Source organism: uncultured Capnocytophaga sp. (assembly GCF_937936315.1).
In the GTDB taxonomy this organism is placed as follows: Bacteria; Bacteroidota; Bacteroidia; order Flavobacteriales; family Flavobacteriaceae; genus Capnocytophaga.
On sequence record NZ_CALGWU010000041.1, the window covers coordinates 106,263 to 128,296 of the forward strand.

Below are 22,034 nucleotides of genomic sequence, written 5' to 3' on the forward strand. Positions count from 1 at the left end.
ATGAATACAAACGTAGAAAATGAGAAGAAAAAGCACCCTAAGGGGCTTTATTTGGTGTTCCTAACAGGGATGTGGGAGCGTTTCAGTTACTATGGAATGCGCGGTATCTTGATGTTATACCTCACCAAAACGTGGCTTGAAGGCGGTTTAGCTTTTGATCCTGCCACCGCAAGTTTGATCTATGGTTTTGCCACCGGTCTCACCTATTTCACCCCACTGATTGGCGGATGGATAGCCGATAACTTCTTAGGACAACGCAAATCGGTGTTGTTAGGAGGATTTATAATGTTCTTGGGTGAGGCAGCCCTCTTCGCTTGGACGAGCCACGCAGGACTTTATTTAGGACTCTTCCTACTCATCATCGGTAATGGATTCTTCAAACCAAATATTTCAGCCTTAGTAGGAGGACTCTATGAATCAGGAGATAAACGCCTTGACTCAGCTTTCTCTATTTTCTATATGGGTATCAACTTGGGGGCTTTCTTAGCGCCTCTTATCACTGGACTCCTCACCGACAATATCTTTGCTTCAACCGCTATTGATCCTAACACGGGTGAAGTAGCGATGTCGTTTGGTTATAAATTCGGTTTTGGAGCAGCAGCTATAGGGATGCTCATCGGTGAATTGATATTTATTTTATTTGCACAGAAATATTTAGGAAACCTCGGTTTAAAACCTAAAGGTGGCATGAAAAAAGCTGTAGAAGTTTCGGAAACTGAAGCCCACAAACCACTTACCAAAGAAGAAAAAGAGCGCATTACAGTTATCTTTATTTACTTCTTCTTTGCTATCTTCTTCTTTGCAGGCTTTGAACAAGCTGGATCTTCACTAACCCTCTACACCGATAGTTACATTAATCGCGTGGTAGGTAGCTTTGAAATTCCTACCGCTTGGTTCCAATCAGTAAACCCATTGTTTATTGTATTGCTAGCGCCAGTATTTGCATCATTCTGGGGTACTAAAATGGGGCAACGCCTTACTACACCTTTCAAAATGGGATTAGGTATGATCCTTCTTGGGGTAGGGTTCTTCTTTATGCTCGGTGCCGTGTATGAGCGCGGTGGCGCTATAGGGGTAGACCCTAAAGATGTAGCTGTAAAAGCTAGCTTGGCGTGGTTAGTGCTTACTTACCTCACACACACTATTGGTGAGTTATGCTTATCGCCTGTAGGACTTTCTACCGTTACCAAACTTTCACCTCCTCGTTTAGCTGGTATCTTGATGGGAGTTTGGATGATGGCAGCCTTCTTTGCTAATGCTGCAGGAGGAATAATCGCTTCTTATGTAGAAAAACTCGGCGCGAGTGTAGTATTTGCAGGTGTATCAGGCTTTGTAATCCTCTGTGGTTTAACAATGATATTACTCAACAAAAAACTCCAAGCAATGATGCACGGAGTAAAATAGTACGAGCCGTACAGGCACAAGCAGGTACGAACTATAATAAAAAAGCTGTTCTATTTTAGAACAGCCTTTTTTATTTACCTATAAGTTTTTCTTCTGATTTTTCTTTTTTATATCAGAAATCTTTCGTAATTTTACCGCGATTTTTTGTAATTCCTAATTCCTATTTTCTAATGACTAACAATAATAATTATGACAAAATTTAGAACAGAATCAGACCTTATCGGTGATTTGCAAGTGCCTGCCGATGCTTATTATGGTGTGCAAACTCAGCGCGCTATCGAGAATTTCCGCATCACCGGCACTAAAATGGGTGACTATCCCGCTTTTGTAAAAGCTATCGGCTATGTGAAACTCGCTGCGGCTCAAACTAATCACGCTTTGGGGTTATTACCCGATACACTCCTCAAACCTATTAGTGAGGCTTGTAAAGAAGTCATCGACGGTAAGTTCGACAGTCAGTTTCCTGTAGATATGATTCAAGGGGGAGCAGGTACTTCGGTGAATATGAATGCTAATGAAGTGATTGCTAACCGCGCTTTAGAGCTTATGGGCTATGAAAAAGGGGATTATCCGCACTGCTCACCTAACGACCACGTGAACCAATCGCAATCTACTAACGATGCTTACCCTACCACCGTGAAATTAGCGGTGATTATGATGAATAAATCTCTCATCAAGAAATTGCAATCACTCATCGAGGCTTTCCGCAAAAAAGGACAAGAGTTCGCTGATGTAATTAAAATGGGGCGTACCCAATTACAAGATGCAGTACCTATGACTCTCGGTCAAGAGTTTGAGGCTTTTGCAGCCAACTTAGAAGAGGAAATCGCTCGTTTGCAAAGCAATGCCAATCTTTTCTTGGAAATCAATATGGGAGGAACGGCTATCGGCACAGGACTCAATGCGCCTAAAGGCTATGCCAAACTATGCGCTGAGAACTTAGCAAAACTCACTGGCGATGCTTTTGTAACTGCTGCCAACCTCGTAGAGGCTACTCCTGATACTGGTTCTTACGTGATTTACTCATCGGCATTGAAACGTATGGCGGTGAAACTCTCTAAAATTTGTAACGACTTGCGTTTGCTCTCTTCAGGACCTCGTGCAGGACTCAATGAAATCAATCTTCCTGCTATGCAACCAGGTTCGTCTATTATGCCAGGAAAAGTAAATCCTGTAATCCCCGAAGTAGTGAACCAAGTGTGCTACAAGGTGATAGGCAACGACCTTACTGTTACTTTTGCTGCCGAGGCTGGTCAGTTGCAATTGAATGTAATGGAGCCTGTGTTGTGCCAAAGCATTATAGAATCAATCGTATTCTTAGAACGCGCTATTGATACTTTGCGCACTAAATGTGTGGAAGGCATCACTGCCAACCGCGAGGTGTGCCTCAATATGGTGAAAAATAGCATTGGTATTGTAACAGCTCTCAACCCACATATCGGTTATAAGAACAGTACCAAAATTGCCAAAGAAGCCTTACAAATAGGTAAATCAGTTTATGATTTGGTGTTAGCACACGGATTGCTCTCTAAAGAGAAATTAGATGAAGTGTTAGACCCTAAAAATATGCTACACAATTAGGTAATTAGCAAATTTGGAATTTAAAAGAGGCTGCTCATTATTTGGGCAGCCTTTTTAGTTTTATTGAGGCTGTACGAAAAAGTTTTATTTATGTGGGCGTTTGCAAAACGCCCGTACATAACATACTTCAAAGATTATTAATAATCAGAGTAATCAACTTTGCCAAAGGTGCGAGCCGCACAGGCAGGGAACTTTGGCAAACTGTAGCGCCTATTCGATATACAAATACAACTGCAAGCGGGCAATCCGTTCTTTATCAAACCCTTCGATTTGCAAAAGGTCGTCAAAAGATTTGATAGCACCGAGTTCTGAGCGCAACCCTACAATCTTTTTGCCTTCGCCGTATTTCACATAGGGTATTTTGCTCAGTTCATACATATTGAGCGCATTGATGTTCTTTTTCTCAATCACGGGAGCGGTTTGTACCTCAAAACGTTCGGCTACACGCTGGTAGACCTCTTTGTCAAGTCCGTATACCTCAGCTACTTGGTCGATATAGGTAAAGCCGTGCAGTTTGTCGCGGTATTTCAAGATGCGGTTAGAAAATCCCTCGCCTATGCCGTAGATTTTCATCAGCGCTTCGGCAGTTGCCGTGTTGATATCTTGTTTAGGAAAATGTTTAGAAGAGGCATACTCATAGTTATAAGCAGTTGTTTTGCGATTGTTCACCCAGTCGGGGAATTTGAAAGAAGGGGCAATCTTAGCGAGCAAACTATCCGAAACACCCGTTACTTGCTGGAATTCTCGAGCAGAATTTACATACCTATTCTGTGCGCGAAAGGCTTGCAAACGGTCGATTTGCTCTGGAGTAAGCCCCAGTTTGAAGCCTTTATAATCGGTGATAAAATTAGGGTTAAAGGGATAGATGGTATCCTTTTTAAGGGCAGTTGCGATCGCCCTTAGTGAATCCATTTCGCGGTAGCCCAGCGTAGTTTCTACGGGAGTAAAAGTATGGCGGAATTCACAGTTGCGAAAGGCGAATTGCAGTGCGACAATAATAACGAGGAGCAGTATAACTCCTCGGGTTTGTTGGCGGTTCATTGGTGTTAGAGGTTAGGAGTTAGAGGCGTTGTTTGAGAACTTCGTACAAGAAGACGGCACAAGCTACAGAAACGTTTAGCGAACTGATATCGCCTACCATTGGCAATTTGGCTTTGCTATCTACTACCTTCAACACAGCAGACGATACACCCACATCTTCAGCTCCCATCACAATAGCGGTAGGCACGGTAAAATCTTCGGTGTATAGCAATTGGTTTGTCTTTTCGGTCGCTGCTACTACCCTGATGCCACTGCCTTGCAGGTAATACACAGCATCTACGAGGTTTTCGACCTTGCAAATAGGTACGCGAAACACAGCTCCAGCCGAGGTTTTGACAGTATCGGCGGTGATGCTCACACTACCACGTTTAGGAATGATAATCCCTGAAACGCCTGTACACTCTGCCGTGCGGATAATCGCACCAAAATTGCGCACATCCGAGAGGTGGTCTAACACAAGAAAAAGCGGTGTGGCTCCGCTTTCGGTAACCGAAATCACCAAATCCTCAAAATTGTGATAATCTACGGGGGAAAGATTTGCCACTACCCCTTGGTGGTTTTTCTTGGTAAGGCGGTTCAGCTTCTCAACGGGCACATACTGCACTGGCACTTGGGCTGCTTGCAGTAGGGGCATTAACTCTTTAGACAAACCACCTTGTAAGCCTTTTTGCAAAAAGACTTTATCGATGGTTTTGCCTGCTTTGAGGGCTTCTATCAGGGCACGAATGCCGTATATTTGGGTTTCTTGTTCTTGCATATTGTAGTACGACTAGCGTTTATTTTTATGGTTATTCTAAATTTGTGGCAAAAATACTAAAAACTTCTTCTTTGTGCAAATGAATAATTTTTAAATAGTTCCCGAGCTACTATTTTTCTTCTTTTTGGTAATACCGCACCCAATCTATGTACATTTTTACGGGCTTTTTGAAGGGTTTTACTTCTCCTACCCAACTGCCACCAAGTTGCATATCAATTAGCAGGTAGTAAGGTTCTTGTGCAAAAGGATATTGCCCTTCGGAATCTTTTTCGGGTATACGCGGGTAAGTGAGTGAAAGACTATCGTTTACATAAAGACGTACCGCCTCCTCATCCCATTCTACAGCATATACATTGTAATCAGTGGGGCAAATGGGGGCTGTTGCTGAGTGTTTGGGGTACTCCGTATTGCCTTTCTGAGTGTAGGGCGAATGTACGGTTTGGTATACAAAAGCATCGTGGTTGAGGCGCTCAAGAATGTCAATTTCACCTCCTTTAGGCCATTTAATACTTTGGGGAAGCATCCAAATGGCAGGCCAAGAACCTTGTACACCCTCTAACTTACAGCGCACTTCTATCCTCCCAAAAGTAAAATACATCTTGCCTTTGGTAAAAACACCTCCGGTAATGTACTGATTAGGGTCGGTTTTGCGGTGTGGGTTGGGTTTGCCCGACAAAATGAGGTTGCCTTTTTTAATTTTAAACAGACTTTTGTCATCGCTCATTGTATTGCACCAATCAACCTTTTCACAACGGGGAATTTTAGACCATACAGCCGTTGAAAAGATATCTTTGCGATTAAAATCATCTTCCCATACCAATTGCCACGCAGTTGGGGTTTGCGAATAAGTTTTGGCAATAGTAACTAAAACTATGAATAATAATACTTTTTTCATTCCATTTTTATTAAAAGCCTACGAATTTTCACAAATTTTGGACTACATACTTCTTACCTCTTACCTCAACAAAACTCCCATTCTAATTGGTTTTTGGGATTTTCGGCTTCCCAATAGCGTTTCCACTGCTCTAAATCGGCAGTAATTTCGTGATAAACAGGCAGTTTTTTCAGGGCTCCACTGCGCATAAAAAGTATTTTTATCTTGCGATGCCCTACATCCGATGAAAATATATGCCACATCGTATCATTGATATGAGGCTCCTGACCGGTATGAATGAAAAAAGCATCGTTGAGTGCCTCTATAAAACCTATATAGGTTCTGCACTTACTCGCCTCTACCATCGCGATATATTCTTTTTCTTCTTCAAAAGGAAAATCTTTCATAATTATAGTCAAACAAAAATAAATTGTGAATAAATCGTAGCCCCCTGCCCGAAAAGTTTTATTAGTGCGGGCGTTTGCAAAACTTATTGGCGTGGGCGTTTGCAAAACTTATTGGTGCGGGCGTTTGCAAAACGCCCCTACAGCACTGACCCCTGATACCTGATACCTGATACCTGAAACCTAAATCCTGACCCCTAACATCTTATACGCCTCATCGATATAGTCGTAGATGTCTTGAGGGTAGATAGTTTCTTCCGAGGGTTTGGAGGCAGTGTCGTGTCCTAAGCGCACAATGATAACATCATCCGTAAGATTGGCAATCACATATTGCCCTAAGTGTCCGCGCATCATAAAGAAGTGCATTCCTTTATAATCTAACAACCACCAGCCATAACCATACTGCGGACTCTCGGCAAAGCGCGGTTGTACTGAGGTGGCTACAAAAATGGAGTCTAACAACTGTTTGCCATTCCATTTGCCGTGGTCGCGATAGAGTTTCCCCAAACGAGCGAAATCACGTGCATTAGAGGCAATACAGCAATACGCTTTTTCCAATCCGCTCTCCTCGCTATCCAATTGCCAAAGCGCATCGCTCTCACAACCCATTGGTTGCCAAAGACTCTCGGTGAGGTATTGGGTAAGCGTTTTGCCCGTAGCTTTTTCTAAAACCATCCCTAAGAGGAAAGTATTCCCGCTGAGGTATTTAAACGATTTGCCTGGGGATGACGTAATTTTTAAGTGCAACATCTTCTCGCGAAATTCCTTGTCAAAATAAGCGCGAGTAGTGATAGAGAAAGGGTTGTAGTACGACTCGTCCCAATCGAGCCCCGATGCCATAGAAGAGAGGTCGCCTACTGTTAGCTGTGCCGCCAAACCTTCTTTGTATTCAGGAAAAAAATCACTCACTTTTTGGTCGAGGCTCTTGATATAGCCATCGGCAATAGCCCTACCCAAAAGTGCTGATACATAGCTCTTCGCCATAGAAAACGAATTGCTCATACTTTTAGAATTGTAGTTATCAAAATACTGTTCGTGCCAAATGCTATCCCCTTTGATGATGAGAAAAGCCACAGTGCCGTATTTTTGATGTGCATTTTGCAGTTCGGGGGTTTCGGGAGTTTTGTTGTAATCCAAAGAAATCGCCCAAGGTTGAGCGGCGGAACTTTTGGCAATCGTACGATTATCAAAATACGTATAATCATCGAGAAAAGTAGTGGTATGTCCTGTGCCATAGACCATTGCCACTGCTTTGAGAATATAGCCATAGCCAGTGAGGTAGAGCGTACCTATCACTAAACACAAGAAGCAAAGCAAACCTAATAAAAACTTTTTCATAGAGAAGCATTTTTGTTACTGCCGACAAAGATACTACATAATTAGCGAATTAGCAAATTAGCAAATTGATAAATTATTCCTACCTTTGCCCACGAATAACAACTTTTCACTATTCACTTTTCACTATTCACTTATGAAGACCTGCACTATAGAAAACAACACTATCACCCTAAACGGTTCAGTGCTTTTCACTGATAAAAGCGACTCATTTGCCGATTTCTCCAAAAAAGCCCTCAAAGCCCTGCAAATGGAGTATCCTAAATTCTTCAAAATGGATAACCTCAGCAAGCTCGCTTTCTTAGCCGCCGAAGTACTCTTGCGCCCGTTTTCACAATCCGAGAAAAACGGTGTAGCCTTAGTATTTGCCAATCGTTCTGCCAGCCTTGATACCGACCGCAAACATCAGGCAACTATTGCCAACCCACAGGAATATTACCCCAGTCCAGCGGTATTTGTTTACACCCTACCCAACATCTGTTTAGGTGAAATAAGCATACGTCACCAACTGAAAACCGAAAACAGTTTTTTTGTATTCGATAGTTACGAAAAGGCACAACCCTTTTTAGAGCAATACAGCAACTCTCTTTTAGCGCAAGGCAAAGCCCAAAGTGTGCTTACAGCTTGGGTTGAATTCTTAGACGATGATTATAGGGCAATTTGCCAATTAGCAGATTAGTGAATTTGCTAATTTGCTAATTCTTCACTATCTTTGCCCCCTGATATTAATAACATTTATAATGGACGCACTTATTTTAGAACTCAAGAACAAAATTATTGAAGTACTCAACTTAGAAGAAGTAACCCCCGAGGATATCGATGAAAACGAGCCCCTCTTCGGCACTGGCTTAGCCCTCGACTCTATCGATGCTCTTGAACTTATCGTACTACTCGACAAAAATTATGGTATCCGCTTAGACGACCCTAAAAAAGGAAAAGAAATCTTCCAATCGGTGAAAACAATGGCTGATTATATCACCGCTCACCGCACCAAATAACAATGCCAAAAAAAATAGTCATCACGGGAATGGGAATTAACTCTTCGATAGGTAACACTGTCGGAGAGAATTTTTATGCCCTTACCCATCGCCAAGCTGGTATCAGCAGGATTGAAAATGTAGCAACCATTCACGCTGATCACATCAAAGTAGGCGAAATCAAACGCACTAATAATGAGCTTATTACCGCTTTGGGATTACCCGAAGTAAACGCCTATTCGCGCACCTCTCTCTTGGGGATTATTGCCATACAGGAAGCTATTGCTAACGCAAAACTGACTTCAAAAGACCTCTCACACAGCGGACTTATTATGGCTTCTACGGTGGGGGGTATGGATATGACCGAAAACTATTTCTTCCGCTATGCCGATGAAGAACCCCTGCGACGCTATATCACTACTCACAACATAGGCGAGGTAACTCACCAAATCGCCGATTACGTAGGCATAAAAGGCGTTGTAACCAGCGTGAGCACTGCCTGCTCTTCTTCAGCAAATGCTATAATGACGGCTATCAACCTATTACGCACTGGCAGAGCTAATTGCCTCATTGCTGGTGGCGCCGATGCCCTTTCTAAATTCACTATCAACGGCTTCAATACCCTGATGATTCTCTCGGATACCGACTGCACGCCTTTCGACCAACATCGCAAGGGTTTAAACTTAGGAGAAGCTGGGGCTTTTTTGGTATTAGAAACTGAAGAAAATGCGCTACAACGCGGGGCTACTATATTAGCAGAAATCAAAGGATGGGGCAATGCCAATGATGCTTATCACCAAACAGCCTCCTCCGCCGATGGTGAAGGTGCGTTTTTAGCAATGCAAAAAGCCCTACAAATAGCAGGATTAACCCCCGCAGATATCGATTATATCAATGCGCACGGAACGGCTACCGTAAACAACGATCTCTCCGAAAGTCGTGCCTTAATGCGTATCTTTGGTGAGCACACCCCCGATTTTAGTTCTACCAAAGCCTTTACGGGGCATACTTTGGCAGTAGCTTCGGCAGTAGAAGCGGTATTTAGTGTATTAGCCTTACAACACGGGGTGGTATTCCCTAACCTCAACTTCAGCACTCCAATGGAAGAAGTGCCTATCCGCCCGCAAACCGAACTGAAATACAAACCTATACAGCACGTGCTTTCCAACTCCTTTGGCTTTGGAGGCAACTGCTCAACGCTTATTTTAGGTAAGAGGTAAAAGATAAGAATTAAGTAGAGTGAAAACAGGGAAATATATGACTGAACTAAGAAAAAAAACAATAGTTTGGTGCAGTAATTATTCTTTGTTTTTACTTCTGTTAAAAAAGTTAAACTTTATTAATTATTTGGTTGTTAGGTTCTTATTATATAGGTTTGTACTCTAATCTTAAAAAATCATATTATGAAACAGGCTCTTAAAAACAACTTGATAGTCGTATCGCTTTACATTTTAGCGGGATTTATCTTCAACGGATACCTACCTTATATGTTGGTTGTATTCCTGATACTATCGGCAACCGTTTCTTACTTTTTGTTCAGAAGAAAAAGTAAAGAAGAAACCCGCAAGGGATTATTGCTTATGCACGTTCCTTTTCTGTTAATTTTAATGGTAGCTGCTTTGTTTCTCAACAATATAAGGGTAGTACTTCCTTATTTGCTTTTTGTACCTGCTGTTGTATATTTGGTGTATTGTGCTATATTTTCAGAAAGAAAAGTGCTGTTTTTTGCAGGAATCATAGCCTTATCTGTTATTAGCGTAGCTACCTACAACGGAATTTCAGGGACAAATGAAATATTTGATGTAAGCTACTACTCGAGATTCATTACACAAAAATAAAATTAAGAAAAAACCCGATTTTTTTACCTAAAATCGGGTTTTTCTATTGCTTATAAGGGGAGAATCCAAAAAAAAAATGGTTATTAGATTACAAAACCTATCCCCTGATACCTGACACCTATTACCTGACACCTGATTATGTTACAATTATTCTATCATTCTTCATTAGAAGCGGGTACTGACGAGGCGGGACGCGGTTGTTTGGCGGGTCCTGTAACGGCTGCCGCTGTGATATTGCCCCCCGACTTCAAAAATGAGCTCCTCACCGACTCTAAACAACTCACCGAAAAGCAGCGCAACCTCTTGCGACCTATCATCGAGCGCGAGGCGGTAGCTTATGCTGTTTGTCACGTACTCCCTGCCGAAATAGACGAGCTGAACATCCTCCGCGCTTCTATCACGGCTATGCACCGCGCTATTGCGCAGCTATCCCCTACCCCCGAATTTATTGCAGTAGACGGCAATAAGTTTGTACCTTACCAGAAAATTCCTTATGCTTGTGTGGTGAAAGGCGACGGCAAAATACAAACCATCGCAGCGGCTTCGATACTTGCGAAAACCTACCGCGATGCCTATATGGAAGACCTTGCCCTGCAGTTCCCTGAGTACCATTGGCAGCAAAACAAAGGCTATCCCACTCCCGAACACCGCAAAGCTATCGCCGAACACGGCGCTACTGAGCACCACCGCAAAACATTTCAGTTACTGCCTGTGGAACAGTTGAGTTTGTTTTAGGGGAGATAGAAAAAGCCAGCTAGGGAGCTGGCTTTGTTGTATTTGTATGGGGAGGATTAGGTATTGATGATTTCTTGGGTGGCTTGTATTTTCTTTTCGGCATAGAGGACGACTTCTTTGATGACTAATTTCTCAATGGCACTGATGTAGGTGTTCATAAAGTCGTAATCGGGGGTACCTTTTTTGGTGGGGAGCATTACAATATCTTCTTGAATTTTCTTGTTTGAAATAGAATTTCCCCACGTGTATAAAGGTTTTAAACTTTTATACAAACAAGCTACCATAAATAATTGCTTTTTTTTCTCACCCCCTTTACCATCTTTTATATATAAAGCTAAATTATGGCTATCATTAGAGAAATAGTCCTGCTCTTGATAGGAAATGACTAAGGTTTTCCCTCCTATGAAGATAGAGTTTCCTTTGTCTATCATATCCTTGTTATATTCTATATAAGAAGCAACAGAGTTATTACTTTGAGAAGCACTTAAGTAAGGAATTTCTCCACTATCAGGGGTAATCCAAGCACTTAAAATATTATTGGTATTTTTTACATTGAAAATATCTACTATCTTATACTCTTTCCACTCTACTTTATCTAAGCTGTTTAGGGTTTCTTCTTCTTCCTCAGTAAGGGTGTAGTCTTTAAGCCCTGTAACGGCTAAATAAGCTTCCAGCTCTGTCTTACGCTGAACTTCTAACTCAACTACACGCTGAGCTTCCAGCTCAGCTATAAAGTTTTCCATAAAGGCGAAATCTATGTTGCCGTCTTTAGTGGGGAGGGAGATTTTTTCTTTTTTCACTTTTTCCCAACCTGCTTTGTTTTCGTATCCAAACTTTGATTTTATAGATTTTTGAATAGTTGTACTAAAAAAGTATAGTAATCTTTGGGTAACAGAAAATAAAGGTTTAACTAGATAAGCGTTATATAGAACTCCTGTCTTTTGAGGTTGAGGATATACGTTCCCTGTAGAAACAGCACCATCATTGACTATATCAATAGTCATTTCTGTGCTTTCAAAATCAGAGCTTCTTCCATAGTACATTATACCATTATTACCATCTTTTGCATTTATAAGAGGTAAATCAAATTCTGCTGTTTGTTCTTTTGAAACATCTTTTTCCTTGTCAAATTTATTTTTAAGAAACCTAAGGTTCAACTTTTCGAACAAATCTCCAATTAGAAATTCTGCCCACTTAACTGTTTGGAGTTTTTGTGTTAAGTGGGCGTCTATTTTCCCAAATGTTCATCGGGGGTGTTTTGTGTTTTTAGCAGGTTGGTCACTTCCCAAGCGAGGTAGTCGGCGACGGTTTTTTTGAAGTCGGCGAGGGTGGGGATGGTGTCGGGGGTTTGGTGTTTTTCAAAGTTCCAATCGTTTCCTTCGGGGGTAATGAAGTCTTCTATATAGGCTTTTTTGAGGTTCCAAAGGGTATTATCGACTTGGGCGCGGTGTCCTGCTTTGTATATTTTGATGATGTCTTGATAGCGCTGTGTGGGGTTGTCTTTTTCTAAAATACCTCGTTTGGTGCGCTTGTGCCCATCTTCTCTAAAATCGATAAACTTAACGATTTTTTCGTAGTCGTGAGGGGTGTGTGCTTTGAAGATGTAGATGGAGGTTTGTACTCCTGCCATTGGCATAAAGAGGTCGACGGGCATTTTGATAGAGGCGAGGAGGGTGTGCTTTTTGAGGATTTCTCGGGCTGTTTTTATGGCTTCTCCGCTTCCTGCGCTGTCTTGAATGATGATGGCGCCTAAGCCGTCTTTTTGCATTTTATCTAATCCGTAGGCAATAAAGGGGAGTCCTTTTTCTTCAAAAGAGAAAGGGGGGTTGAGCAGTACTCTATCGGCATTGAAGTCGGTAAAGAGGTGTTCGGGGCGGTTGAAGGCAGAGCCTTTTTCTATTCGGCTTGATCCGTCGCCACGGAGGATCATATTGGTGGTGGCGAGCGTATACATTTCAGCATTAAGCTCAATACCGAGTAGGTTGTTTTTTTTGAGGTGGTTTATTTTTTCTTGGGCTTTGGTGGTATTTTTTCCGAATTGAGTATTTACGTTTTCGATCATTAGCTCCATTGCGGATACGAGGAATCCGGCGGAGCCTGTGGCTAAGTCCATCACTTTGTTCTCGCTAGTGATATTGAGTATTTGTGCCATCATTTTGGTGATGTAGGGGGGTGTTAGGACGATGCCTAATTCTTTGCCATCACCTAATGCGTATTTTAGGAATTCGGAATACATTTCGCCCATAATATCGATATGCCCTCCTAATCCATCGATAGATTTGAAGATGTATTCGTAGATGAAGGTGAAGACTTGTTTGCTAACGGAGGCTTTACCGTTTATAAATTCGGCTACTTCTTTGTGGCAGTTGGTCAACTCATCGCGTTGAGCGTCTTTGGATATTTCGCCAAAGGAGGCGAGCATTAGGTTTTTCTTTTCTTCGGGTATTTGGCGTACATCGAGGAAGGCTTTTATTTGGTCTACGATTTTTTTACCGTCTCTTTTGGTGGCAGTTTGTGAACCTTGTAGGTCATCCGGGGTTAAGCCGTATTCTTTATTGCCATTGAGGTCTTCAATATCCTGCATAGAAAGGAGCATTCCTGATACATAGAGTACGCGTTGGGGTGCGGTTATGTTATGGCTATGCATTAGTTTGTTTAACTTTTTGGCATACCATTGTAGGGTGGCTTGGCTTTCAATGAGGATTTGGTGTTTTTCTTCTTCGCTGAGGACAGCTTCTTTGTAGAATGCTTGGAAAGAGGCTTTATTTTCTAAGAAGTCGAGTTCTTTGACGGTTTCAAGTTCTTTATAGGCGTTTTTGGCGGATCCGAATACGTAGTAGACTTTTATTTCTACATTTTGCTGGCTATCTCCGGCGATACCTATGGCGATTACTTCGGTATATTTGGCACTTGCAATCATATTGAAAGCGTAGTGCAGGGCGCCATTTACGGCGTATTGGCTAATGGATTTATCATCGAACTTTACTCCGTCTTTGTTTTGGGCGATGAGTTTGGAGTGGTTCAATTTATCTTCGATGATGATGGGGAGGTTATATTTTTCGATATGGAAATCGGGGATTCCGAAATTGGTTTTATTCTTGGTTTTAGCAGAACCTTTTAGGGCTTCTTTTAGGTAGTCGCTCATAGAGGTTTCTTCATTCCAATCGGTATGTTTTTTTAGGTTTAGGCTATTGAGTTTTTCTTTTACCCAATCGTTTACATCATTTTCTAAAGTCCATTTACTTTTCATAAGTTGTATTTCTTGAGGGGACAAAGGTAGGGATAATTTGCAAATTAGCTAATTAACTTATTTGTTAATTTTCTAATTAGCTCATTGTTTTGATGATTTGGTAGAAATTAGGGGGGGGGGAATTGGTAAATTGGTAAATACAAAAAAGCCTCTTCGCTTGGAAGAGGCTTGTAATTCGCTTTTAAAGTGGCTATATGATAGACTTTGGCAAAGTGTAGGATTAGTTGATGATATCAAAGCCGGTGTATTTTCTGAGGATTTTGGGGACTACAATACCTTCGGGGGTTTGGTAGTTTTCTAAAATGCCTGCTAATACGCGCGGAAGGGCTAATGAACTGCCATTGAGGGTATGCGCTAAGCGGTTCTTACCGTCGGAGTCCTTGAAACGCAATTTGAGTCGGTTGGCTTGAAAGGTTTCGAAATTTGATACTGAACTTATCTCTAACCATTTTTCTTGAGCGGTGGAATATACCTCGAAATCGTAGGTTATGGCTGAAGTAAAGCCTAAATCACCTCCACACAAGCGCAAAATATGGTAAGGGAGTTTTAGTTCGTTGAGGATGCCTTTCACGTGTTCTACCATTCCTTCTAATGCCTTGTAAGAATTATCAGGGTGTTCGATGCGCACAATCTCTACTTTGTCGAACTGGTGCAAGCGGTTAAGTCCGCGTACGTGCGCACCATAGCTACCAGCTTCACGACGGAAGCAAGGGGTATAGGCTGTACAGCAAATAGGCAAATCGCTTTCGTTTAACAAAGTATCGCGGAAGATATTCGTAACAGGCACCTCGGCAGTAGGGATGAGATAGAGATTATCAACCCCTATGTGGTACATCTGTCCTTCTTTATCAGGTAACTGACCAGTGCCATAGCCTGAGGCTTCATTCACCACGTGAGGCACTTGGAATTCGTTGTAACCAGCCTCGGTGTTCTTGTCGAGGAAGTAGGTGATGAGAGCGCGTTGTAATTTAGCACCTTTGCCTTTGTATACAGGGAAACCTGCGCCGGTGAGTTTTACACCCAGCTCAAAATCGATGAGGTCGTATTTTTTGGCGAGTTCCCAATGTGGCAAAGCATCTTTACCCAAGTTAGGAATTTCGCCTGCCTCGAATACTACTACGTTATCGGCTTCGGAAGTACCTTCGGGCACTAACTCATTAGGGATGTTAGGCACGCGATAGAGCAAATCATTAAGCTCCTCTACAGTAGTGTTGAGGGTATCGGTAAGGGTTTTGATATCCTCTTTAAGGGTGGCTGTTTGCTCTTTCAGCGCATTGGCTTTATCGGTTTCTCCTGCTTTGAATAGGTTACCGATTTCCTTAGAGAGGTTGTTAGATTTCGCCAGTGTTTCATCTAATGAAAGCTGAGTAGCACGACGTTTTTCGTCTAAGGCGATGATGTTGTCTATGAGATGCAATTCTTTGAAATTGCGTTTTTTAAGTCCGCTGAGTACGCGGTCTTTTTCTTCTCTAATAGTGTTTAGTTGTAACATAGTGTTAGGTGTTAGGTTTCAGGTGTTAGGGGGCAGGGTTGTGATGCTTTTTAAATTAGAAAATAAGCTAATTAGCAAAATTCTTCGGTAACATCCTCCCAGCTATCATAGCTATAGGCGGTGTTGTTGTAGAAGGCTTCGAAAGGTGCAAAGGCTTCGTCGGCAGTTTCTACAAAGGTACGGTAATGTGTGAAAGAATCGGGTGAGTGGTATACGCGTGCTTCTACTTGATAACGGCTTTCCTCATCGAGTTCTTCGTTTTCTAAAATAGTTTGCACGTAATCGCCAGTATCGCCGTCTTCTGAGAAAACGACAAAACGATGTTCACTATAAGGCAATTCTTTAATAAGATCTTTAATCTCTGAAAGATTTAAAACTATAGGATTATGGTATCCTTCGGTAACAATTCTTTTCATTTAACTCAGGGGTTAGGGGTTAGTGACGCTATTACTCTGTGGGGGATAAGAAAGCAGTCTTATCGACTATTTTTTGAGCAAAAGAGGCTATAGAGTTATTGGCAATCTCTTCCATAAACTTATCTCTAAAAGGTTGTACAGAGGAGTGTAGGGGGCAAGGTTTTTCGGAAGAACATTCTTTAAAGCCCATTCCACAAGACAAGAATTTATCGGCTTCACCTATTTGTTTGACAACATTCATCAAAGGAGCTTGCTTTTCTTCATCGGTGAGCCAAAATCCACCTCCAGGTCCTTTGTTAGAGCTAATGACCTTTTTACGAGCCAAAGTTTGTAATATTTTAGCCAAGAAAGATGTAGGTATTTTCAGGGCTTGAGCGACATCTTTTGGAGCCAATCTTTTAGAGACTGATGAGTTTTGAGCTAAGTATATTACTGCATTGATTGCATACTTACTAGAATTGGATAGCATTTTTGGTTTCTTTTTTATTATGAGTTTTTATCAATCTGACGAGAGATGACTAATTTTTGGATTTCGGTAGTTCCTTCGCCTATGGTACACAATTTAGAATCTCGGAAGAATTTTTCTACTGGGAAATCTTTTGTATAACCATAACCTCCGTGAATTTGAATAGCTTCGGTGGCTACACGCACACACACTTCGGAACTGTACATTTTAGCCATTGCTCCTGATAGGGTCACACGCTGTCCGTTATTTTTTTGGAAGGCAGCTTTGTGCAAGAGCAGTTCTGAGGCTTCAATTTCGGTTGCCATATCGGCGAGTTTGAAACCGATAGCTTGCAAATCGATGAGACGTTTGCCGAATTGCATACGTTCTTTGGCGTATTTGAGCGAGGCTTGGTAAGCGCCTTTGGCAATACCCAAAGAAAGTGCGCCTATAGAGATACGTCCGCCGTCCAATATTTTCATCGCTTGGATAAATCCGTCGCCTACTGCGCCGAGTCGGTTAGCATCGGGGATGCGGCAGTCTTGGAAAATCATTTCGGCGGTTTCGCTGGCGCGCATACCGAGTTTGTTTTCTTTTTTGCCGGCACTGAAGCCTTTAGTACCGCGTTCTACCGCAAAGGCAGTGATACCGTGCTTATCGCCTTTTTCGCCCGTACGAGCGATGACTACAGCGATGTCGCCACTTTTGCCGTGGGTGATGAAGTTCTTAGTACCGTTGAGCACCCACTCATCACCATCTTTCACAGCGGTAGTAGCCATTCCACCAGAGTCGGATCCGGTGTTGTGTTCGGTGATGCCCCACGCTCCTATCCACTCGCCAGAAGCTAATTTAGGCAACCAGCGTTGTTTTTGTTCCTCGCTGCCAAAGCTGAGGATGTGATTGGTACAAAGGGAGTTGTGAGCAGCTATAGAGAGGCCTATGGAGGGGTCGACTTTTGAAATTTCTTCAACAATAGCGATATAATCGTGGTAGTCGAGGGCTGAACCTCCATAGATTTCGGGGACTAAGATACCCATAAAACCGAGTTCTCCAGCTTTGCGAAAGACCTCTAGGGGGAATTCTTGAGTTTCGTCCCATTGCATTACGTGTGGGCGGATATATTTTTCGGCGAAGTCCTTAGCGGCTTCGGCTACCATTTGTTGTGTTTCAGAAAAGTTAAAATTCATTCGTTATATTCTTATTTCTTTTTTAGGAAATAGAAGGGGAAATCTTCTAAGCCATTTGTTTGGTGATTGCTGTGCAAACAAGCATCAGCGAGAGTTTGTTAGCTTCCCGAAATGGGATGAGCGTTAAAAGTGATTTTGATTTAAGATTTCAATACCAAGGGGCAAAGATACAAAATAATTACGAAATACGAATGCTTAATAGCAAAAAAAACACTAATAATAACGAGGGGGGAATGGCGAATGACGAATGATTGATGACTAGGGGGAGGTTGCAAAATATATAGGGGCGTTTTACAAACGCCCCTATATAAGACAATTCAAAAACAATTGATTACTATGATAATTGGTTTTAGTAAAGTGTGTGATTTACAATATTACAACTATTCTGAGATTCTCATTTCTACTACATCGGGTTCTACAGAAGCACCAGCGCCACCTTGGTAGCTACCTCGTCTAGAAGTGGCGTCACGTTTGTTTTTAGATTGGTCTTTCACGTAGTATTTACCATCTTTTTGATATACATCGGAACCATTGAGTTTCCAATATCCGAAAAGGCCTTCGGAGTTAGGATCTACAGATAGTTTATTGTTTTTAAGTTCGTTGGCAGTACGGGCTACGCTCCACACTCGGCATTCGCTCATTTTACCTCTCCAAGTGCGAGAGCCGTCGTAGTCGTAAGCATAGGCGATAAAGAAGTCGCCATTGAGGTTAAAGCTACTTACGGAAGCTGTTTTTTCGGCGACGCGTTCACCATCTACGTATATTTCGGCTTTTTTGCTACTACCGTCGAATACAAAAGCTACGTGGTACCATTGGTCAGCTTTGAATTTCATAGAAGGGTTGAACTGCACGTTACCAGCTACTTGTATTTGGTCGGCATCTACGGTAGTATCTCCGAATCGGAGGATAAGATTACCTTCGGCTCCCATTACGGTACTCAATCTTCTGAATGTATCGACATAAATCATAGCTTCATAAGTAAGGCTTGTAAACTTAGCTTTTTCATCCATTGGGATAGATAGGTATTTTCTACCGGTGAAGTCGAATACTTTATTGATAACGATAGGTTTAGCGATTTCCACGAACAAAGTTTTAGCTTCGATTGTAGGAGCTCCGGCGCTAGCAATAGTTACAGGGATCACGTAGGTACTTCCTTCTTGTATAGCTAATAGGTTTTTGAGGGCTAATTGGCAAGGTTCGGCATAAATACTACCTTTTTTAATAATGGAAGTATTTTTCAATAGGCTAAAGTTAGCAGCAGGCATCATTTGGTATTTGGTACCATTTTTAGCGTTGTAATCGGCAACCATTTGGGCATTTCCTATTTGGTAGGTAACATTAACATCGTTATTGCTAACATTAGAGATGCGGGCTGTGATGTTGAAGGAGTGGTTGTCGATACCATCTTCAAGTTTGAGTCGTTGCTGATCTTGTTCGAAATAGACTTTGGGGTCTAATAGTTGACTTTCTTTATCTTTACAAGCGTTTAGAGCTAGTAATGAGAAGATTGCGATACAGTATTTTATATAATTCATAAGGTTATATATTTATGGTTGAGGATTTTGTTTGATATACTCATCATAAGATTTAAGCATTAGATATATAGCTTTTCTAGTCCATTTATAATCGGGTTGATTATCGTAGTCGTTATCGATACGATAAGCGCCTACGCCTCCTTTAGGTCCTAAATTAGAGTTGTATTGAGCTTGGTCTAGCAAGGCGCCACCGTATTGTGAGTAAGATTCGAAGTTTTCGGTAAATATGTGTTTACGTGTATTGTAGTATTCGTCGAAATTACTTTTAACGCCAGCGACTCTATAGTCGAGATGTCTATCACCATATGCTTGAGAGATGAAATAATCAAAATAAGGACCTGATTCTTTTTTGACGTTCCACAATTCGCCATCAACTAATAGGTATCGGCGTTTTCCTGTATTTATAGTAGCTTTAGGTCCTAAGTATTTACCGAGTTCTTCTACAAGGATGTGCAAATACTCACCTCTATCATATCCTCCTTTTAGGTTACCGAAACCGTCACCAGCTCCATCGGGTTCCCAGTCGATATCGAGTCCGTCGTAATCGTATTTTACGATGGTATCGCAAAGAGCTTTGGCGTATTTTTTAATAGCGGCGGTATGGTCGGGAGAGCCTTGAACTCCGCTGGTGTATCCCCAGTAAGCTTCTTGGGCTTTTTTAATTTTGGTATTGAGTACAGACTCGGAGTCGGTAGGGTTTTCAGTTTTAATTTTATCGGCTATAGAAGAGGGGGTAATACCGGTACCAATATTGTGCAAAATAAAGCAAACGAATACTTTAGTACCTTTTACATTTTGGACGTATGCTTTATCGGCTTTTTTAGCTTCGCTGATGCCAAAAGGGCCACTCCACATAGATACCATATCGATGCTATCGGGTAAAGCAGACAAATATCCTTTTCGGACGCTACCTTCTGGCGACCAGTTACTAAACCAACCGAAAGAGACGGGTCGTCCGTAGTTTTCGGCGGTTTTTTTCCAAGCGCGCAAGGAAGCGTAGTGATTATCGCGTTCTTTAGGGCTGAGAGTGTTAGCGCCACCATTGTGGTCTATTTGTTTATTTTCTACTTCTGTCCATTTGCTACAAGAAGAGAGAGCTATAGTAATACACAATACAGCTATACTGATAGTTTTGGAAATATACTTCATAACTTTCATAGTATTTTAAATATTAGTTCTTTTTATCCCACCAAACTTTAGTAGCGCCTGTATTAGGGCCTCCTAACAGTTGTAGGGCGCGGGCTAAATAGGTTTTGTCTTCTCCGGTAAGTTTGCTTTCGGGGTAAGGGATTCGTCGGACGCCATCTTCGGTAGAAATAACACCTCCACTTTTGTTTTGCCACACTTCGTGTAGGATGGGGTATCCAGTACGTCGCCATTCGCTCCAAGCTTCTTGTCCGTTAGGATATAGGGCGATCCATTTTTGGGTAATAATTTTTTGTAATTTTTCTTCATTAGTACCTTGCCATTGAGCGGTGATATCGGTAGGGGCATCTATGTAGTTGTAGTAAGCTTTAACGGGTTGTTTACCAGATGTTAAGTAGCTATTTACTTGGCTTACTGGGATATTATTTTCTTCGAAAGAAGTTTCAACGCCTTTTGTGTATAAGTTTTCGGCAGTATCTCCCATACTCCATCCTAGCAAGGCACCTTCGGCTCTCAAGAAGTATACTTCGGAGGCTCTCATCCAATAAGTAGGCGTAGTTTTTTCGATATTAGGCAAGGAGAAGTCTTTGAAATAGCTTTCTTTACCTCCGTATCCTGTGGGCAGGCATTGGTATTTACCTCCGGCAAAAGGTATGGGTTGGGCATATACACTTTCGCTAGTTTTGAAGTAGGCCATTAGGCGGGGGTCTTCATATCCTACTAAATAGGAGTACATAGAGGATCCCATACGAGTTTCGTTATATTGGTTAGCGCATGTTTCAATATTATTGATAAATATAAGTCCAGCACCTTGAGCCATTTTAGCTTCGTCGTCTTTAGAGGTCATTACTCCAGAGGCTTGGTTTACGGCTTGTTCGGCATATAATTTAGCTTTGGCGGGGTCGGCATAACGTATTCTCATAGCTAATCGCAGCATTAGAGAGTTTGCGTATTTTATCCATTTATTTACATCGCCAGCGTATACGGCATCAGATTTAGGTAATAGTTTTCCTCCTTGAGCGAGTTTAGTTTGCAGTACGGAGATAGCTGCAGAAAGGTCGTCGAAGAAAGCTTGATATACTTCTTCTTGGCTATCATAAGGTACTCTTAGGAGGCCTTTACCAGTTTCTTTATAGGGTATGGGGCCGAACATATCGGTAGCTTTGTGCCAAGCTGAGATTTTGAGTATTTGAGCTAGGGCGAAAGCTTCGGGGAAGTTACTTTTTTCGGCTTCTTCCTTTACGCTACTCCATAGTGGCAATACTTTGGTATAGGAGCTAGCATAGGAAGTTTCGTACCAACCTTCGATTAGTGAATAGGTAGTGTGGTTATATCCGTTATTCCAGTCTTGGTTTTGGCAAAAATAGCCACTCCAGACGTCGGCGGACAAGTGGTATGCAGTTTGATATTGGTTGACGATATCGGTACCATCGGCTTGTGTACCTACTGGGACTACTTGAGCTTGCATAGCTGTAATTTTAGCTCCTATAGTGATACCGTCTCTTTTCCCCATTTCTTGGGTAACGCCAAAAGCGTCGGTATTTATTTCTTCGAACTTGTTGCAGGAAAAGGCAGCAAGAGCTATAGAGGTGTATATAAATAAATTCTTTTTCATAA

General features: G+C 41.9%; 21 protein-coding genes. 7 read left to right on the top strand and 14 right to left on the bottom strand.

The window, feature by feature from the left end; translation table 11 throughout:
- Nucleotides 1–1,404: a peptide MFS transporter gene (locus Q0162_RS08225; RefSeq protein WP_297890875.1), complete on the top strand. Its 1,404-nt coding sequence runs from the start codon at nt 1–3 to the stop codon at nt 1,402–1,404.
- 189 nt (nt 1,405–1,593) lie between these two features.
- Nucleotides 1,594–2,985, top strand: coding sequence for an aspartate ammonia-lyase (aspA, locus tag Q0162_RS08230; protein ID WP_297890876.1), 1,392 nt, complete (start codon nt 1,594–1,596; stop codon nt 2,983–2,985).
- A gap of 210 nt (nt 2,986–3,195) precedes the next feature.
- Here aspA and Q0162_RS08235 read toward each other — a convergent pair whose 3' ends face one another.
- The 5 genes from Q0162_RS08235 to Q0162_RS08255 form a co-directional block, all read right to left on the bottom strand.
- Nucleotides 3,196–4,026 carry a helix-hairpin-helix domain-containing protein gene (locus Q0162_RS08235; RefSeq protein ID WP_297890877.1) on the bottom strand — a complete coding sequence of 277 codons (831 nt, stop codon included), beginning with the start codon at nt 4,024–4,026 and terminating at the stop codon, nt 3,196–3,198.
- Between the two features lie 19 nt (nt 4,027–4,045).
- The gene (gene rlmB / locus Q0162_RS08240; RefSeq protein ID WP_297890878.1) at nt 4,046–4,783 is read right to left on the bottom strand and encodes a 23S rRNA (guanosine(2251)-2'-O)-methyltransferase RlmB; all 738 of its coding nucleotides are present in this window, start codon (nt 4,781–4,783) and stop codon (nt 4,046–4,048) included.
- A 109-nt stretch (nt 4,784–4,892) separates the two neighbouring features.
- Nucleotides 4,893–5,678, bottom strand: a complete 786-nt coding sequence (locus Q0162_RS08245) for a glycoside hydrolase family 16 protein (RefSeq protein ID WP_297890879.1) — start codon at nt 5,676–5,678, stop codon at nt 4,893–4,895.
- 65 nt (nt 5,679–5,743) lie between these two features.
- Nucleotides 5,744–6,064 (bottom strand): hypothetical protein, encoded by a 321-nt coding sequence (locus Q0162_RS08250; RefSeq protein ID WP_198473068.1) that lies wholly within the window; start codon nt 6,062–6,064, stop codon nt 5,744–5,746.
- A 180-nt stretch (nt 6,065–6,244) separates the two neighbouring features.
- Nucleotides 6,245–7,399, bottom strand: a complete 1,155-nt coding sequence (locus Q0162_RS08255) for a serine hydrolase (RefSeq protein ID WP_297890882.1) — start codon at nt 7,397–7,399, stop codon at nt 6,245–6,247.
- Nucleotides 7,400–7,532: 133 nt separating this feature from the next.
- Between Q0162_RS08255 and Q0162_RS08260 the strand changes: the two genes are divergently transcribed.
- From Q0162_RS08260 to Q0162_RS08280, 5 genes are all read left to right on the top strand, one after another.
- Nucleotides 7,533–8,075 carry a 3-oxoacyl-ACP synthase gene (locus tag Q0162_RS08260; protein ID WP_297890883.1) on the top strand — a complete coding sequence of 181 codons (543 nt, stop codon included), beginning with the start codon at nt 7,533–7,535 and terminating at the stop codon, nt 8,073–8,075.
- Nucleotides 8,076–8,136: 61 nt separating this feature from the next.
- Nucleotides 8,137–8,394: a phosphopantetheine-binding protein gene (locus Q0162_RS08265; protein ID WP_002674344.1), complete on the top strand. Its 258-nt coding sequence runs from the start codon at nt 8,137–8,139 to the stop codon at nt 8,392–8,394.
- Between the two features lie 2 nt (nt 8,395–8,396).
- On the top strand, nt 8,397–9,593 hold the full coding sequence (locus Q0162_RS08270; protein WP_297890885.1) for a beta-ketoacyl synthase: 1,197 nt from the start codon (nt 8,397–8,399) through the stop codon (nt 9,591–9,593).
- Nucleotides 9,594–9,776: 183 nt separating this feature from the next.
- Nucleotides 9,777–10,211, top strand: coding sequence for a hypothetical protein (locus Q0162_RS08275; RefSeq protein ID WP_297890886.1), 435 nt, complete (start codon nt 9,777–9,779; stop codon nt 10,209–10,211).
- Nucleotides 10,212–10,349: 138 nt separating this feature from the next.
- Entirely contained in the window at nt 10,350–10,946 is a 597-nt protein-coding gene (locus tag Q0162_RS08280) for a ribonuclease HII (protein ID WP_095901670.1), read from the top strand.
- A 56-nt stretch (nt 10,947–11,002) separates the two neighbouring features.
- On the opposite strand, the gene Q0162_RS08285 is transcribed toward Q0162_RS08280, so the two are convergent.
- The 9 genes from Q0162_RS08285 to Q0162_RS08325 form a co-directional block, all read right to left on the bottom strand.
- Nucleotides 11,003–12,178, bottom strand: coding sequence for a restriction endonuclease subunit S (locus Q0162_RS08285; protein WP_297890902.1), 1,176 nt, complete (start codon nt 12,176–12,178; stop codon nt 11,003–11,005).
- A complete protein-coding gene (locus Q0162_RS08290) occupies nt 12,175–14,196 on the bottom strand; it encodes an N-6 DNA methylase (protein ID WP_297890887.1) in 2,022 nt (673 codons plus the stop codon). The genes Q0162_RS08285 and Q0162_RS08290 overlap by 4 nt, the downstream gene beginning before the upstream one ends.
- A 220-nt stretch (nt 14,197–14,416) precedes the next feature.
- The gene (serS, locus tag Q0162_RS08295) at nt 14,417–15,688 is read right to left on the bottom strand and encodes a serine--tRNA ligase (protein WP_297890888.1); all 1,272 of its coding nucleotides are present in this window, start codon (nt 15,686–15,688) and stop codon (nt 14,417–14,419) included.
- A gap of 71 nt (nt 15,689–15,759) precedes the next feature.
- Nucleotides 15,760–16,104: a hypothetical protein gene (locus tag Q0162_RS08300; RefSeq protein WP_297890889.1), complete on the bottom strand. Its 345-nt coding sequence runs from the start codon at nt 16,102–16,104 to the stop codon at nt 15,760–15,762.
- Between the two features lie 31 nt (nt 16,105–16,135).
- The gene (locus Q0162_RS08305; protein ID WP_297890890.1) at nt 16,136–16,573 is read right to left on the bottom strand and encodes an Rrf2 family transcriptional regulator; all 438 of its coding nucleotides are present in this window, start codon (nt 16,571–16,573) and stop codon (nt 16,136–16,138) included.
- Nucleotides 16,574–16,590: 17 nt separating this feature from the next.
- The gene (locus Q0162_RS08310; RefSeq protein WP_297890891.1) at nt 16,591–17,736 is read right to left on the bottom strand and encodes an acyl-CoA dehydrogenase family protein; all 1,146 of its coding nucleotides are present in this window, start codon (nt 17,734–17,736) and stop codon (nt 16,591–16,593) included.
- Nucleotides 17,737–18,116: 380 nt separating this feature from the next.
- Nucleotides 18,117–19,271 carry a DUF1735 and LamG domain-containing protein gene (locus tag Q0162_RS08315; RefSeq protein ID WP_297890892.1) on the bottom strand — a complete coding sequence of 385 codons (1,155 nt, stop codon included), beginning with the start codon at nt 19,269–19,271 and terminating at the stop codon, nt 18,117–18,119.
- Between the two features lie 12 nt (nt 19,272–19,283).
- Complete coding sequence (locus tag Q0162_RS08320; protein ID WP_297890893.1) at nt 19,284–20,429, bottom strand: glycoside hydrolase family 18; 1,146 nt, start codon at nt 20,427–20,429, stop codon at nt 19,284–19,286.
- A gap of 13 nt (nt 20,430–20,442) precedes the next feature.
- Complete coding sequence (locus tag Q0162_RS08325; protein WP_297890894.1) at nt 20,443–22,032, bottom strand: RagB/SusD family nutrient uptake outer membrane protein; 1,590 nt, start codon at nt 22,030–22,032, stop codon at nt 20,443–20,445.
- Nucleotides 22,033–22,034 lie beyond the last annotated feature (2 nt).

Coding starts and splice junctions, on each gene's coding strand:
- Q0162_RS08275 (WP_297890886.1), top strand. CDS start 9,777: ATGAAACAGGCTCTTAAAAACAACTTGATAGTCGTATCGCTTTACATT.
- rlmB (WP_297890878.1), bottom strand. CDS start 4,783: ATGCAAGAACAAGAAACCCAAATATACGGCATTCGTGCCCTGATAGAA.
- Q0162_RS08270 (WP_297890885.1), top strand. CDS start 8,397: ATGCCAAAAAAAATAGTCATCACGGGAATGGGAATTAACTCTTCGATA.
- Q0162_RS08250 (WP_198473068.1), bottom strand. CDS start 6,064: ATGAAAGATTTTCCTTTTGAAGAAGAAAAAGAATATATCGCGATGGTA.
- Q0162_RS08325 (WP_297890894.1), bottom strand. CDS start 22,032: ATGAAAAAGAATTTATTTATATACACCTCTATAGCTCTTGCTGCCTTT.
- Q0162_RS08265 (WP_002674344.1), top strand. CDS start 8,137: ATGGACGCACTTATTTTAGAACTCAAGAACAAAATTATTGAAGTACTC.
- Q0162_RS08235 (WP_297890877.1), bottom strand. CDS start 4,026: ATGAACCGCCAACAAACCCGAGGAGTTATACTGCTCCTCGTTATTATT.
- serS (WP_297890888.1), bottom strand. CDS start 15,688: ATGTTACAACTAAACACTATTAGAGAAGAAAAAGACCGCGTACTCAGC.
- Q0162_RS08305 (WP_297890890.1), bottom strand. CDS start 16,573: ATGCTATCCAATTCTAGTAAGTATGCAATCAATGCAGTAATATACTTA.
- Q0162_RS08310 (WP_297890891.1), bottom strand. CDS start 17,736: ATGAATTTTAACTTTTCTGAAACACAACAAATGGTAGCCGAAGCCGCT.
- Q0162_RS08280 (WP_095901670.1), top strand. CDS start 10,350: ATGTTACAATTATTCTATCATTCTTCATTAGAAGCGGGTACTGACGAG.
- Q0162_RS08315 (WP_297890892.1), bottom strand. CDS start 19,271: ATGAATTATATAAAATACTGTATCGCAATCTTCTCATTACTAGCTCTA.
- Q0162_RS08245 (WP_297890879.1), bottom strand. CDS start 5,678: ATGAAAAAAGTATTATTATTCATAGTTTTAGTTACTATTGCCAAAACT.
- Q0162_RS08225 (WP_297890875.1), top strand. CDS start 1: ATGAATACAAACGTAGAAAATGAGAAGAAAAAGCACCCTAAGGGGCTT.
- Q0162_RS08320 (WP_297890893.1), bottom strand. CDS start 20,429: ATGAAAGTTATGAAGTATATTTCCAAAACTATCAGTATAGCTGTATTG.
- aspA (WP_297890876.1), top strand. CDS start 1,594: ATGACAAAATTTAGAACAGAATCAGACCTTATCGGTGATTTGCAAGTG.
- Q0162_RS08290 (WP_297890887.1), bottom strand. CDS start 14,196: ATGAAAAGTAAATGGACTTTAGAAAATGATGTAAACGATTGGGTAAAA.
- Q0162_RS08255 (WP_297890882.1), bottom strand. CDS start 7,399: ATGAAAAAGTTTTTATTAGGTTTGCTTTGCTTCTTGTGTTTAGTGATA.
- Q0162_RS08300 (WP_297890889.1), bottom strand. CDS start 16,104: ATGAAAAGAATTGTTACCGAAGGATACCATAATCCTATAGTTTTAAAT.
- Q0162_RS08260 (WP_297890883.1), top strand. CDS start 7,533: ATGAAGACCTGCACTATAGAAAACAACACTATCACCCTAAACGGTTCA.